This window comes from Listeria weihenstephanensis (assembly GCF_003534205.1).
Classification (GTDB): Bacteria; Bacillota; Bacilli; order Lactobacillales; family Listeriaceae; genus Listeria_A; species Listeria_A weihenstephanensis.
The window spans coordinates 339,878-354,680 of record NZ_CP011102.1 but is presented as its reverse complement, the minus strand read 5'-3'; the positions used below and the strand labels follow the sequence as shown (position 1 = coordinate 354,680).

At 42.5% G+C, this 14,803-nt stretch carries 17 protein-coding genes and 1 other annotated feature; all 17 genes read right to left on the bottom strand.

Annotated features, from left to right (window positions below; genetic code table 11):
* Positions 1 to 64: 64 nt before the first annotated feature.
* Positions 65 to 3,622 (bottom strand): DNA-directed RNA polymerase subunit beta, encoded by a 3,558-nt coding sequence (gene rpoB, locus UE46_RS01640; protein WP_036060232.1) that lies wholly within the window; start codon positions 3,620 to 3,622, stop codon positions 65 to 67.
* A 265-nt stretch (positions 3,623 to 3,887) separates the two neighbouring features.
* Positions 3,888 to 4,496, bottom strand: coding sequence for a class I SAM-dependent methyltransferase (locus tag UE46_RS01635; protein WP_036060230.1), 609 nt, complete (start codon positions 4,494 to 4,496; stop codon positions 3,888 to 3,890).
* A 192-nt stretch (positions 4,497 to 4,688) separates the two neighbouring features.
* Entirely contained in the window at positions 4,689 to 5,057 is a 369-nt protein-coding gene (gene rplL / locus UE46_RS01630) for a 50S ribosomal protein L7/L12 (protein WP_036060228.1), read from the bottom strand.
* A gap of 81 nt (positions 5,058 to 5,138) precedes the next feature.
* Positions 5,139 to 5,639 (bottom strand): 50S ribosomal protein L10, encoded by a 501-nt coding sequence (gene rplJ / locus UE46_RS01625; protein WP_036060226.1) that lies wholly within the window; start codon positions 5,637 to 5,639, stop codon positions 5,139 to 5,141.
* Between the two features lie 48 nt (positions 5,640 to 5,687).
* Positions 5,688 to 5,833: a sequence feature (ribosomal protein L10 leader region), on the bottom strand.
* 61 nt (positions 5,834 to 5,894) lie between these two features.
* Positions 5,895 to 6,584: a 50S ribosomal protein L1 gene (gene rplA / locus UE46_RS01620; RefSeq protein WP_036060224.1), complete on the bottom strand. Its 690-nt coding sequence runs from the start codon at positions 6,582 to 6,584 to the stop codon at positions 5,895 to 5,897.
* Between the two features lie 175 nt (positions 6,585 to 6,759).
* Positions 6,760 to 7,185 (bottom strand): 50S ribosomal protein L11, encoded by a 426-nt coding sequence (gene rplK / locus UE46_RS01615; RefSeq protein WP_036060221.1) that lies wholly within the window; start codon positions 7,183 to 7,185, stop codon positions 6,760 to 6,762.
* Between the two features lie 128 nt (positions 7,186 to 7,313).
* Positions 7,314 to 7,793 carry an Imm63 family immunity protein gene (locus UE46_RS01610; protein WP_036060219.1) on the bottom strand — a complete coding sequence of 160 codons (480 nt, stop codon included), beginning with the start codon at positions 7,791 to 7,793 and terminating at the stop codon, positions 7,314 to 7,316.
* 160 nt (positions 7,794 to 7,953) lie between these two features.
* A complete protein-coding gene (nusG, locus tag UE46_RS01605) occupies positions 7,954 to 8,487 on the bottom strand; it encodes a transcription termination/antitermination protein NusG (protein ID WP_036060216.1) in 534 nt (177 codons plus the stop codon).
* A 152-nt stretch (positions 8,488 to 8,639) separates the two neighbouring features.
* Positions 8,640 to 8,819, bottom strand: a complete 180-nt coding sequence (secE, locus tag UE46_RS01600; RefSeq protein ID WP_036060214.1) for a preprotein translocase subunit SecE — start codon at positions 8,817 to 8,819, stop codon at positions 8,640 to 8,642.
* A 20-nt stretch (positions 8,820 to 8,839) separates the two neighbouring features.
* Entirely contained in the window at positions 8,840 to 8,989 is a 150-nt protein-coding gene (gene rpmG / locus UE46_RS01595; RefSeq protein ID WP_077912489.1) for a 50S ribosomal protein L33, read from the bottom strand.
* Positions 8,990 to 9,320: 331 nt separating this feature from the next.
* Positions 9,321 to 9,941 (bottom strand): RNA polymerase factor sigma-70, encoded by a 621-nt coding sequence (locus UE46_RS01590; protein WP_257791167.1) that lies wholly within the window; start codon positions 9,939 to 9,941, stop codon positions 9,321 to 9,323.
* An 89-nt stretch (positions 9,942 to 10,030) separates the two neighbouring features.
* Complete coding sequence (locus UE46_RS01585) at positions 10,031 to 10,543, bottom strand: NYN domain-containing protein (RefSeq protein ID WP_036060212.1); 513 nt, start codon at positions 10,541 to 10,543, stop codon at positions 10,031 to 10,033.
* 2 nt (positions 10,544 to 10,545) lie between these two features.
* A complete protein-coding gene (rlmB, locus tag UE46_RS01580) occupies positions 10,546 to 11,295 on the bottom strand; it encodes a 23S rRNA (guanosine(2251)-2'-O)-methyltransferase RlmB (RefSeq protein WP_036060210.1) in 750 nt (249 codons plus the stop codon).
* Positions 11,296 to 11,311: 16 nt separating this feature from the next.
* Positions 11,312 to 11,710: a Mini-ribonuclease 3 gene (locus UE46_RS01575; protein WP_036060208.1), complete on the bottom strand. Its 399-nt coding sequence runs from the start codon at positions 11,708 to 11,710 to the stop codon at positions 11,312 to 11,314.
* Positions 11,711 to 11,716: 6 nt separating this feature from the next.
* A complete protein-coding gene (cysS, locus tag UE46_RS01570; RefSeq protein ID WP_036060206.1) occupies positions 11,717 to 13,135 on the bottom strand; it encodes a cysteine--tRNA ligase in 1,419 nt (472 codons plus the stop codon).
* Positions 13,132 to 13,764, bottom strand: coding sequence for a serine O-acetyltransferase EpsC (gene epsC / locus UE46_RS01565; RefSeq protein WP_036060203.1), 633 nt, complete (start codon positions 13,762 to 13,764; stop codon positions 13,132 to 13,134). The genes cysS and epsC overlap by 4 nt, the downstream gene beginning before the upstream one ends.
* 540 nt (positions 13,765 to 14,304) lie before the next feature.
* Positions 14,305 to 14,787: a GNAT family N-acetyltransferase gene (locus UE46_RS01560; protein ID WP_199897168.1), complete on the bottom strand. Its 483-nt coding sequence runs from the start codon at positions 14,785 to 14,787 to the stop codon at positions 14,305 to 14,307.
* Positions 14,788 to 14,803: the final 16 nt, after the last annotated feature.

Sequence of the window (14,803 nt, the reverse complement as noted above, 5' to 3'; positions counted from 1 at the left end):
TATTTTAGCTTCAAGAGCCAGCCTCTCGGAATTTTCGAGGCTAACGGGCTCTTTCTGCTTTATATTATTGATTCGAGTCGATTATTCCTGCTGGTTTTGTTGGTTCGGAGACGATGTTGAAAGCGTCGTTTTGGGCGCCGAATTCTTCGTCTTCTAGGTCGCGTAATTCGATTTCTTCTTTGTCTGCGGAGAGGATTTTAACGTCCATTCCTAGACTTTGAAGCTCTTTGATTAGTACCTTGAAGGATTCTGGTACGCCTGGTTCTGGAATGCTTTCTCCTTTAACGATGGCTTCGTATGTTTTCACACGGCCTACCACGTCATCGGATTTGATCGTTAGGATTTCTTGAAGCGTGTAAGCGGCACCGTATGCTTCTAGTGCCCATACTTCCATCTCTCCAAAACGTTGTCCACCGAACTGTGCTTTACCGCCTAGTGGTTGTTGCGTTACTAGTGAGTAAGGTCCAGTTGAACGAGCATGCAATTTATCATCAACCATGTGGGCAAGTTTAATCATGTACATAATACCGACAGAAATACGGTTATCAAAAGGTTCACCTGTGCGTCCATCATAAAGCGTGGTTTTCGCATCTGGTGCCATACCGGATTCAGCGACTGTACTCCATACATCGTCATCGTTCGCGCCATCAAATACTGGTGTCGCGATGTGAATGCCGAGGTAACGAGCTGCCATACCTAAGTGAAGCTCAAGTACTTGTCCGATGTTCATCCGTGATGGTACACCTAGTGGGTTAAGCATGATGTCAACTGGCGTTCCGTCTGGCATATAAGGCATATCTTCTTCTGGTAAAATACGAGAGATAACCCCTTTATTTCCGTGACGTCCGGCCATTTTATCGCCTTCGTGAATTTTACGTTTTTGAACGATATAAACACGAACAAGTTGGTTAACGCCTGGTGGTAACTCATCGCCAGCTTCACGTGTAAAGATTTTCACGTCAAGGACAATGCCGTCGCCGCCATGTGGTACGCGTAGAGATGTATCGCGAACTTCACGGGCTTTTTCACCGAAGATTGCATGAAGTAAACGTTCTTCTGCTGTTAGTTCCGTCACACCTTTTGGCGTTACTTTACCAACGAGCAAATCGCCGTCTTTTACTTCTGCTCCGACACGGATAACACCACGTTCGTCAAGATCGCGCAATGCATCTTCCCCAACGTTTGGAATATCGCGAGTCATTTCCTCAGGTCCGAGTTTCGTATCACGAGCTTCTGATTCAAATTCTTCAATATGAATCGACGTGTAAACATCATCTTTTACAAGACGTTCACTCATGATAATCGCATCCTCATAGTTATAACCGTCCCAAGTCATGAATGCTACAAGAACATTACGACCAAGAGCAAGCTCACCTGAGTCCATCGAAGGACCGTTACCAAGGATTTCGCCTTTTGTTACGCGATCCCCTTCCGCAACGTTTGGCGATTGGTTATAACACGTACCATGATTCGAACGGACAAATTTACGTAAGGCATACTTATCAATGCCACCGCTAACTTCTTTGCCATCCACTTCAGAAATACGGCGAACCCAAATTTCTTTCGCTTCCACGTGTTCAACAACACCATCATGCTTACAAACAACCGCAGCTCCAGAGTCACGAGCAGAAACGTGTTCCATACCAGTTCCAATGATTGGCGCTTCTGGATTTAAAAGTGGAACCGCTTGACGTTGCATGTTGGCTCCCATTAGCGCACGGTTGGAGTCATCATTTTCAAGGAACGGAATACATGCCGTCGCAACCGAAACAACTTGTTTTGGCGATACGTCCATGTAATCAATACGTTCTTTTTCAACAGCTAAATTGGCAGAACGGAAACGAGCCATAACTTCTTCTTCTGTGAATGTACCATTTTCGTCTAACTTAGAGTTCGCTTGCGCTACTACATAGTTATCCTCTTCATCCGCAGTCAAATAGTCGATATGATCTGTTACGCGATTCGTTTCAGCGTCAACACGACGATATGGTGTTTCAATAAAGCCGAATTTATTCACTTTCGCAAAAGAAGAAAGCGAGTTTATCAAACCAATATTTGGGCCCTCAGGCGTTTCAATCGGACACATACGACCATAATGGGAGTAATGCACGTCACGTACTTCATAACCAGCACGTTCACGCGTCAAACCACCGGGTCCAAGCGCTGAAAGACGACGTTTATGCGTTAATTCCGCAAGCGGGTTCGTCTGATCCATAAACTGTGATAACTGAGAGCTACCAAAGAATTCTTTAATAGATGCTACAACTGGGCGAATATTAATCAGTTGTTGCGGCGTTACAGTATTCATATCTTGAATGGACATACGCTCACGAACAACACGCTCCATACGAGATAGACCAATACGGAATTGGTTTTGTAAAAGCTCACCAACAGAACGCAAACGACGGTTACCAAGGTGATCAATATCATCCGTGTCGCCTACTCCATAAAGTAAGTTAAAGAAATAACTAATAGAAGAAATAATATCAGCAGGTGTAATATGTTTCACGCTCGCATCAATATAGGCATTACCAATAACATTGATAACTTTTTCTTCTTCACTATTTGGCGCGTAAATTTTGATGGATTGAACAACAACGCTGTCTTCCATAACGCCATCAGTTGGACGCAATGTACGGAAACCAACACCATTTTCTAAATTCTCGATGATAGAATCCAATTTACGACGATCTAAAATATCACCTTTAGAAGCAATAATTTCACCTGTTTCTGGATCTACTAATGTTTCTGCAAGTGTTTGATTAAATAAACGGTTCTTCAAATGCAGTTTTTTGTTGATTTTATAACGACCAACATTCGCTAAATCATAACGTTTTGGATCGAAAAAGCGCGATACAAGTAAGCTCTTCGCATTTTCAACTGTTGGTGGTTCACCAGGACGTAAGCGCTCATAAATTTCAAGCAATGCTTTGTCCGCATTATCTGTGTTATCTTTCTCTAAAGTGTTGCGTAAGTAGTCATTTTCACCGATTAACTCTAAAATTTCACTATCAGAGCCAAATCCAAGCGCACGTAAAAGAACAGTAACTGGTAACTTACGCGTCCGGTCGATTCTCACATGAACAACGTCTTTCGCATCTGTTTCATACTCAAGCCATGCTCCGCGATTAGGAATAACTGTAGAACCAAAGCCTTTTTTCCCATTTTTGTCGAGCTTCCCATTGAAATAAACACCTGGCGAACGTACTAATTGCGATACAATAACACGCTCGGCGCCATTGATTACAAACGTACCCATCTCCGTCATAAGTGGGAAATCACCCATAAATACTTCTTGGTCTTTCACTTCTCCGGTCTCTTTATTGATGAGACGCAACTTCACACGCAAAGGTGCTGCATAATTAACATCACGATTTTTCGACTCTTCTACTGAGTATTTTGCTTCACCTAAATCGTAATCGATAAATTCCAATGACAAATTCCCTGCGAAATCCTCGATTGGAGAAATATCCCGGAACATTTCACGTAATCCCTCATCCAAAAACCATTGGTAGGACTGTGATTGAATCTCGATTAAGTTTGGTAATTCCAATACTTCACTAATACGAGCGAAACTTCTACGTTGGCGATGTCTTCCGTACTGAACTAGTTGACCTGACAACTCATTCACCCTCTCAAATAAACTAAATTTATTAAGCACATTGCAGCAAAAATAGTACAATGGAACTTGGCAAAAATACCTAAAAAAGACAAAAAGAAAGCGGGTTCCTCAAAGAAAACCACTATTTTCTTGCTATGTGAACCAAACAGGCTAAAACTGCAATTCTTCAATACTCGCCGTTAAATATAGCGGTATCGATTCTTTTGGCATCTTACTATAATAGCATAGTGAAAAGATGGAGTCAACGATTAGGACTCCATCTTTTCTATGCTTCTTTCATACTCCGATAAATAAAATAGCCCTTATCCTTCGCAACAACTTCCACATTCCCGAAAACCTCTTCCATTTTCGCAGCAGCAGAAGGCCCGCCTTGTTTTTTCTGAATGACGATCCATAAGCTACCGCCAGTTTCCAATCGCTCGAAGCTCCCAGTCAGAATCTCATGCACTATCTTTTTTCCCGCACGAATTGGAGGGTTACTAATAATATCTGTGTAATCGCGATCTGTCACGCCGTCATACACCGAGCTCTCAAAAACACGCACATTCGTCAAGCCATTATTTGCCGCATTTTCCGCAGATAGCTCCAGCGCACGGTCGTTCACATCAATCATATCGACTTGGACTTCAGGATAACTTTTCGCAAAAGCAAGACCAATCGGTCCATAGCCGCAACCAACATCAAGCATCTTCCCCACCGCATCACTCGCTTCAAAACTCTCAATCAAGAGACGCGAACCGAAATCAACCGTTGTTTTAGAGAATACACCTGCATCACTGATAAATTTAATCGTGTTCCCGCGCAGTTCGAAATTCCACGTTTTACGGTTATGATCGAGATCACTATTTTTCGTATAATAATGTTTATTACTCACTTTTTTGCCACCTTTCTATGTATAAAAAAACGAAGAGTACCAAATCAGCGTAAGGCTAGTTTGGTGCTCTCCGTGTCTAGTTTCGCGTGCCAGCTTCTCGAAATTTTCGGGACCTCCAATAAATCCAAGAGAAGGATTTATCTGCGCCCCCTAACAAATTTTTTCGAAGCTGACGGGCACGTTCAACTTTTCTTATTTAACAGCTACGTTAGCGCCAACTTCTTCAAGTTTAGCAACGATTTCGTCTGCTTCTTCTTTAGTGATACCTTCTTTAAGAGCTTTAGGAGCGTTATCTACAACTTCTTTAGCTTCTTTCAAGCCAAGACCAGTGATTTCACGAACCACTTTGATAACTTTGATTTTTTGGTCTCCAGCAGAAGCTAGTTCTACTGTGAATTCAGTTTGCTCTTCAGCAGCAGCGCCACCAGCAGCAGCACCAGCAGCTACAGGAGCAGCAGCAGTTACGCCAAATTCTTCTTCGATTGCTTTTACTAAGTCGTTTAATTCTAGTACAGTTGCTTCTTTTACGGAAGCAATGATTTCTTCAATGTTTAAAGCCATTTTGAAATTCCTCCATTATAATATAATTTTTTTATCGACTATGCCGATTTGGTTGTTGGTGAAGATTCACCGGGTTGAAAATTAAGCGCCTTGTTCTTCTTTTTGGGTTGCAACAGCTTTTGTTGCAAGTGCCAAGTTACGAACTGGAGCTTGAAGTACGCTAAGCAGCATAGAAAGTAGGCCTTCGCGTGATGGTAGAGAAGCAAGAGCTTTAACATCTTCAACAGAAGATACTTTACCTTCGATGATACCAGCTTTAATTTCTAGTGCTTCATGTTTCTCTGCAAATTCATTAATGATTTTAGCAGGAGCAACAACGTCTTCATTACTGAAAGCGATAGCGCTAGGACCTGTCAATACTTCGTTTAAACCTTCTAAGCCAGCAGACTCAGCAGCACGACGCATTAACGAGTTCTTGTATACTTTAAAATCAATACCAGCTTCACGTAATTGTTTACGTAATTCGGTGATTTCAGCAACTGTTAGACCACGATAGTCAACGATTACTGTAGACGCACTGTTTTTGAACTTAGTAGTAATTTCATCAACAGCACCTTGTTTCAATTCTAAAATTGTACTCATCTTTGTTTTCCACCTCCATCATGATTGTTTTAAGCCTTAAAAAGACTCAAAGCATATAAGAAACCCCTCACACCGTAGACGTGAGGGGTTCACAAGTCAGCTTCATAATGGAACTAACTTTACAAAATCCTCGGCGGGCGAAAATTAAGCGTACAAGACGCGCCTGCTGTCTACGGTTAGGATATTCTGTTTTGTTTCGACTTTGTTATTCTACCAAAATAGAACAACGCCGTCAAGTTCATATCTAAGAAAAACTTAGAATGAAGATGGATCTACTTTGACACCAGGACCAAATGTAGTTGTAACGGTTACGTTTTTTACATATACTCCTTTAGCCGCAGCAGGTTTCGCTTTTTGAAGAACATCGTTAATAGTACGGAAGTTCTCAACAAGCTTAGCAGCATCAAATGATACTTTACCAATCGCAGTGTGGACATTACCAGACTTGTCAACGCGGTATTCTACTTTACCAGCTTTGATTTCGTTCACTGCTTTTGTTACGTCCATTGTTACTGTTCCTGTTTTAGGGTTCGGCATTAAACCTTTTGGTCCTAAGACACGGCCTAATTTACCAACTTCACCCATCATATCAGGTGTTGCTACGATAACGTCAAAATCAAACCAACCTTGGTTAATTTTTGTTACGTAATCGCCTTCTCCAACGAAATCAGCGCCAGCAGCCTCAGCTTCTTTTGCTTTTTCGCCTTTCGCAAATACTAATACGCGTTGTGTTTTACCTGTACCGTTAGGAAGTACAACAGCGCCGCGGATTTGTTGATCTGCTTTTTTAGGGTCAACGCCTAAACGAAATGCTACTTCAACAGTTGCATCGAATTTAGCGAAGTCTGCTTTTTGAGCAAGTTCGACAGCTTCTTCAACGGAATAAGCTTTCTCAGCATCAATTAACTTTACAGCATCTTGATACTTTTTACCTTTCTTAGCCATTCTTTTTTCCTCCTATTCTGTGGTTATATCGGAATTTCCTCCCACGTAAACCAGACCGAAATCTGATTTGAAATAAGAAAAGATGAACGTATTACTCTAATATGATAAACGGTTCGACCCGCTTCGTTCAGTTGTTCTTTTTCTTATTCCTGATACGCGTAATACATGATTGGTATTAGTCTTCGATCGTAATACCCATGCTGCGCGCAGTACCTTCAACCATACGCATTGCAGATTCAACACTTGCTGCGTTTAGATCCGGCATTTTTAGTTCAGCGATTTCTTGTACTTGAGCACGTTTCACAACCGCAACTTTATTACGGTTTGGTTCACCTGATCCTTTTTCAACTTTAGCTGCTTTTTTAAGCAAGACTGCTGCTGGCGGAGTTTTAGTGATAAATGTGAAAGAACGATCTTCATACACAGAAATCACAACAGGAATAATTAGACCAGCTTGATCGCTTGTGCGCGCATTGAATTCCTTACAGAATCCCATAATGTTAACACCCGCTTGACCTAGTGCTGGACCAACTGGTGGAGCTGGATTAGCTTTACCTGCTGGAATTTGCAATTTTACCTCTTTGATTACTTTTTTAGCCACGAGACACACCTCCTTAAGTCCGTGATGTGGTTTAATGGGGTTAATCATTTCCCCTCCCACGTTAAAACAGCACAAATTGTACCTCGTATAGAATAACACTAATAATGTGATATTGCAAGATTTTTTTGTTACTTCTCGACAAATTGCTCGGAGCTAAAATCATATACGACATTTTTCTGCGTGCGCCACATGTTTAAGTATGCCGTGTAATGGTGCGCTGCCTGTTCTGCCCACACGTTATCCATTGTTCCAAGCAGGCGGATTGTCTCTTCAAAAGCTACTTTTCGTGTGTCTCCATGGAGATCGTCTTCGTCCTTTCGCTCGTATGTAAGATCTCGATTTTTCAACTCGTATTCTAGACCCATTCGGAAACAAAGATGGAGAAATGCCTCATATTTAAATTCATCAAAATCGTGTGTAGTGTAGAGGCTCACTTTTTCACCGCGTTCATCACCGAATAGGGAATATCCACTCTCCTCGTCCCAATCCATGCAAAGTTCGCCAAACCCTCCTGAATTTTCTAGATAGAGGTGAAAATCTATATTATAGAGAGAAGCGATACTTTTTAACTGTAGATAGATATATTTAGCATGCTCTTTTGCTGACATGATAAAAACCCACCTTTTCAAAAAAAGACCTGGATATAAAACCCAAGTCTTTCGTATTATTTCGTTTGTTTGCTCAGCTTATTTAGTAAAAATACGCCCAAAACTACTAATCCAAGAACGATAGCAACGGCAACAAAAGCTGCTGTAGTTCCAAAACTCATTACAGGCGCTCGATTTGATCAAAGTCCACTTCGACTGGAGTTTCGCGGCCAAACATGTTGACCATAACTTTCGCTTTTGCTTTATCGTTATCGATTTCTTCCACTTTACCAGAGAACTCAGCAAACGGCCCTTCTTTGACCATCACTGTTTCGCCAAGCTCGAAGTCAGCCTCTTGACGGCGTTCGTTCATACCCATGCTCTTCAGAATGCGATCTGCTTCTTCTGGAAGTAAGGCGGTTGGTTTTGATCCGGCACCAGCTGAACCAACAAAACCAGTTACGCCTGGCGTATTGCGGACAACATACCAAGAATCATCCGTCATAATAATTTCAACTAAAACATAACCAGGGAAAACTTTACGTTTCAATGTTTTCGTTTTACCATTCTTTACTTCTGTTTCTTCTTCTTCTGGAACCATAACGCGGAAAATTTTATCCGACATTCCCATTGATTCCACACGTTTTTCTAAATTTGCTTTGACTTTGTTTTCATAACCAGAATAGGTGTGTACAACATACCAACTTTTTTCCATTTGCTTTATTTGACCACCACCGTTTGGGGGTCATCCTCCTCTTTGATATTTAATTTTAGATACAAAAATCGACCCAAAATAAAAAACCCGAACTGTTTCGGGTTCTATCTCAATAATTTCATTATAGCATTCTTTATCAAAAAAACCTAGTATTATAGCATAAACTGAATAAGCATCTCGATCAAGAAGTCCACGACCATAAAGAACACAGCCATACAAGCTACGGCAATGATTACAGTGATCGTATAAGTTCTTAATTCTTTACCAGTTGGCCATGTAACCTTACCCATTTCAGACTTTACATTACGGAAAAACTTTGAAACTGCTGACATGTTATACCCCTCCAAATCCACTATTTTGTTTCGCGATGAAGTGTATGCTTATTACAGTGTCTGCAAAATTTCTTCACTTCTAACCGTTCTGTTCTCGCTGTACCGCCGACACCAATGGAATAGTTTCGTGATCCACACTCGGAACAGGCAAGTGATGTTTTCTTTTTCATAATCACAATCAACTCCGCTTATTTCTATGCTTTTAGCGTCAAAAACTCCATTCAACACTTTACATCTATAATAATATACCATTAGATGGTGTTTTGAGTCAAGACCGAAAGAGGAGCTTACCCCGGATAAATCGGCGACAAGCGTTCGCATTCCGTTCATTTGGCGGACTTCCGGTTCTCATGTACACTCGTACACTCCGCTTCCGGCTTCCACCAAATGAACGGAATACAAACGCTTTCGCTCGATTTGTTTGAAGCCGTATTTAGATCCTATACAAAAAAGAATAAAGTTTTTTAATAAATCTCTATTATGATAATCAAAAACACACCGTCACAGTGATTCGTCCACTTGCTTCATCATCTTCTTCTTTACCCGCTGAATTGCGTTATCAATCGCTTTTTCTTTTTTATTAAAATATAGGGCCATCTCCTGATAACTCTTGCCTTCTAAATATTGATATAGAACTTCTCTTTCGAAATCGCTCGTCACTTCTTCTAGTTTATGCGCGACGCCCGCCAAGTTTTCATTTTGTATTAGAAAATCTTCTGGGGTCATTGCTTCTTTCTCGGAAATCACGTCGAGCAAGGTCCAGTCAACTGCTTCCCCGTCTTCTGCTGGTGTATCAATCGAAACGGAGTGGTTAAGCGCGTAATTTTTCTGACGCATCGAACGTTTTACTGCCGAAAGAATTTGGCGATTGATACAGATTTCGGCAAATGACCTAAAAGATGCTTCGCGATCTTCCTTGAAATCACGGATTGCTTTAAATAGACCAATCATACCTTCTTGAACGAGGTCATCACGCTCCGCACCTTGTAAAAAGTACTGCGTAGATTTCCAATAAATGATAGCTTGATAGGCCTTAAAAAAATATTCAATGGCTTCTGTATCTCCTGATCTCGCGAGCTGCAACATTTTCATCTCTGCTTCTTTACTCTCATTTTTTTTCAATGGAATTTGTTCGAAAGCCTCCTTCTCCAAATGTCGAATTATCTTTCGTGAACCCCATTATACAAGTGTTTCCGAGCATTCGTCAATGACTATTTTCGGCCTCTTCGTAGCTTTTCCAGGGCCTGAATTGTCTCAAAATCGATATTTAGACCAGTTTTCGGTTGATTCTCCTGGATTTTCTTCACTTTGCGGGTGATTTGATGTGCCATTTCCTTAATTTCAAAAACTAACTCTCGTGCTGAGATTCGCAAAGCTCCTTGTCCAAAAATCGCCCATTGTTCCGTATAATCACTCGTTGCCACCATGACTTGTGTTTTAACATTTTTATATTCAATCGCCTTTTGTTCAATGTACTCATCCGCCGTCTCGTCTTCTTTTGTAAACACGATCTCGACTTTATTTTTCTTATATTTGCGTTCCTTAGACCGGACATATTGAGCGTCAAACACCACAATCACTCGGTAACCAGTGTAACTCTGATATTCCGACATCCACTCGACCAGTTGATTGCGTGCTAACTCTAAATTTCCTGCCTTTAAACGCGCTAGTTCAGGCCATGCACCGATGACATTATAACCGTCCACTAGCAAAACGCGATTCATCTTTATTCACCAAGTGGCATGCGTTTGCGATAAATTTCATACATTAAAACACTCGCAGCCACCGACGCGTTCAATGATGTAACCGCCCCGCGCATTGGTAAATGTACAAGAAAATCGCATTTTTCACGAACTAGGCGGCTCATACCAAAGCCCTCGCTACCAATCACGAGTGCAAGCGGCATGTTCGCATCCATCGTCCGGTAATCACTGCTACCACTAGCATCTGTTCCAAAAATCCACAACCCACGCTTCTGCAGATCCTCCATCGTCCGACTAATATTCGTCACACGCGTAACCGGAATGTGTTCAATCGCGCCCGTCGATGCCTTCGCAACTGTCTGCGTCAATCCAACCGCGCGTCGTTTCGGAATAATAATCCCGTGTGCCCCAACCGCATCTGCCGTACGCATAATCGATCCCAAATTATGCGGGTCTTCCAATTCATCCAAAATAATGAAAAACGGCATTTCTTCGCGTTCTTCCGCCTTCGCAAAAAGATCATCCAACTCCGCGTACTGATATGCTGCAACCTGCGCTGCAACACCCTGATGAGAGCCCTCTACCAATTTATCAATTTTCGATTTTGGCACGATTTGCACTTGAATTTTCCGTTCTCTCGCCGCACCAATAATCGGCTGCATGCTTCCTTTTTGCGAACCTTCTGCAATTAGAATTTTATGAATATCGCGATCTGATTTTAATACTTCGCTCACCGGATTTCGCCCAGCGATCCACTCTTGATCTTGTTCCATTTTCCAAACGCCCTCCTTATTTCTCTTTTATTATTTTAACCGCTAAATCTAGCCACTCGTTCAATCGTTCGGTTTCATCGCCCAAATATAAATAGCCAATGACCGCTTCAAACGCCGATGATAAACTATACGTCTGCAAATCCGTATTTTTCGGAACACTATGTGATTTCGCATTCCGCCCACGTTTTGCAATCCGATCCTCTTCCTCCGTTAAAAATTCCTGCGCGTACATCGCTTGTAAAATATAAGCCTGTGCCTTCGCCGAAACGTATTGCGTCGCTGTTTTATGAAGTTGGTTAGGCTTTGTTTTCCCCTCAGATAAAAGTAACTCCCGCACATGACGTTCATAGACCGAGTCACCCATATAAGCAAGCGCTAAACCGTTCAGTTGCTTGTAATCTTTCACAATTGCCATCCCTTGTTAACCCCTCTTCCAGCGCGTGCCCTGAGCTGTATCTTCCAATATAATTTGTTTTTCCTTCAACATATCACGAATCGCATCCGATCTTGCAAAATCACGTTCATTACGCGCCTGAATCCGCTCCTCGATCAGGTCCTCTATCTGCTCATCCGTCAAACCATTATCCGCCGCTTCCACATCTAACTTGAAGCCCAATACATCCGCAAACAATGTCATCATACTTAAAAATTCACGCAAAACCGTTATCGAAATTTGATCATGACTCAAATAAATATTCGCCCGTTTTGCCAATTCATAAAAGACCGAAATCGCATTTGCCGTGTTGAAATCATCATCCATCTCATCTTCAAACTGACGCTTAAGCTCCGTCAACTGCTCTAACCAATCATCCGCTTCTGGCGTACCAGAATAATCATCTTCCTCCACCTGAATTCTGTGGTCCACATTTTGATAAGCCGTCCGCAACCGATCGAGTCCATTTTCAGCATCCTGAAGCAACGCCTCACTATAAGAAATCGGCCTGCGATAATGCACCGACAACATGAAGAACCGTATCACATTCGCATTATGTTCCTCCAAAACCTCATGCAACGTCACAAAATTGCCCAGCGACTTCGACATTTTTTCACCATCAATATTCATATAGCCATTATGCATCCAGTAATTCGCAAAAGGCTTGCCCGTGAGCGCCTCCGACTGCGCAATTTCATCTTCATGATGCGGGAAAATTAAATCTTGCCCACCAGCATGAATATCAATCGTATCACCCAAGTATTTACGCGCCATTGCCGAACATTCAATATGCCACCCCGGACGCCCTGCTCCCCAAGGACTTTCCCACGAAATTTCCCCAGGTTTAGCCGTCTTCCATAACGTAAAATCAAGCTCATCCTCTTTACGTTCATTTGCCTCCACACGAATCCCGTGCTGCAATTCATCCAACGGTTGCTGTGACAATTTGCCATACTCCTTAAACCGCTTCGTACGAAAATACACGTCGCCCGCCGATTCATACGCATAATCCTTCTCAATCAGCGCATTAATAAACGCAATAATATCATCCATATCCTCCGTCACACGCGGGTGCACATTCGCATCATGCACGTTCAACTGATGCACATCCTCAAAATAAGCCCCAATAAAGCGCTCCGCAACCTCAGGAACCGTCAACTCAAGCTCATGCGCCGCTCGAATCAATTTATCATCCACATCCGTAAAATTCGACACAAAATTCACATCAAATCCGCGATACGTCAAATAACGACGCACCGTATCAAACACAATAATTGGCCTTGCATTTCCAATATGAATATAGTTATAAACAGTCGGCCCACAAACATACATCTTGACCTTCCCATCTTCCAGTGGCACAAACGCCTCCTTCTCACGAGACAATGTATTAAAAATTTGCAAAGTCATTGTTCATCTTCTCCTTTTTTTATCTTATTTTTTATTTTTTCAAATTCCATTTCCATTTCAGCAAGCCGCCGTTTAAGTTCCTCGACTTGTGGCTCCGTATGTTGCGTCACACGCCCGTTCAACCTCACCACTTTTGCAGGAACACCGACAACCGTCGCGCCCAGCGGTACATCCTTGATGACTACCGCACCCGCGCCAACTTTGGCATTCTCACAAATCGTGATCGGCCCTAAAATCTTAGCCCCAGCTGAAATCAAAGCCCCATTTTTCACCGTGGGATGGCGTTTCCCCTTATGCTTCCCAGTCCCACCGAGCGTAACCCCGTGAAAAAGTACCACATCCTCGCCAATCTCCGCCGTTTCACCAATTACAATCCCAGCCCCATGATCGATAAACAAACGCCGTCCAATCGTTGCCCCAGGATGAATCTCCACATTCGTCAAAAAGCGCGCCACTTGCGACAACCACTTCGAAAACACGATCATTCTATGTCTATAAAAAAAGTTCGCAAATCGGTGCCACCAAATCGCGTGCAATCCTGGATAATTCAAAAACGCATCCACGTACCCACGCGCCGCTGGATCATTCTCCATCACGACTTTCATATCCTCTTTCATACGGCTAGCCATTGTAATCCCTCCTTGTTTACTATGAATTAAAACGCAAAAAAAGACCCCTCTACAGAGACGCCTCGCGTGGTTCCACTCTGGATCAGATTTAGCGGTCCGTTCTTAGTAATCGGCGGCAAGCGTTCGCATTGTTGGTACTGTTCGAAATGTAATGAGTTACAGTACCAATATAAGCGCGAACAAGGTGAGTGGTTAATCCACTCAAACGCTTTCGCTCGATTTGCGTGAAAACACCAGCCGGCGCTCCCTTCCTTTTAAAGAAGTCAGGCGTGCCATTCATGTTTCACATTAAGAATTTATACTCTAAACCTATCTCATCTAAATAACGGTTAGTCGCCGCTTTGTGATACTACAATTTTCCCACAAAGATTCGGAGATGCATTTCAGAATATTTCGTACTAAGCCACTTCCAGCCTTGGTGGCACTCTCTATTTAGCCGTCCTAACTCCTACTTCTTCTCGTCAACATTTTAACTTATTAAGAACCATTGTACCACAGCTCACGTCCACCGTCATTAAAAATTACTTCTTCAAAATTTATTCACCGAGCCAAATCCTCAAGCGTATCCCCAGCAATCCGATACACCGTCCAGTCCTCCATCGGCTCCGCGCCCATCGCCACGTAAAAATCAATACTCGACTGATTCCAATCCAAGCACCACCATTCCAAACGACCGCATCCCCGTTCCACCGCAATCTCCGCCAACCGCTTCAAAAACGCCTTCCCAAATCCCTTCCCGCGCACAGCTGGCCGAACATACAAGTCCTCCAAATAAATCCCCGCTCGTCCAAGAAATGTCGAAAAATTGTGGAAAAACAACGCAAACCCAACCGCTTCCCCATCATATTCCCCAATAATAACTTCCGCCTTCTCTTTCTCAAAAAGCCATTCCTTCAATAACACTTCCGTCGCGACGACCTGATCCAGCATTCCCTCGTAGTCCGCCAACTCCTTAATAAACGCTAACACAAGCGGTATATCTGCCTGCACAGCATATCTAAACTGCAACGTTTTCTCTGCCATTTCTATTCCCCCAAAA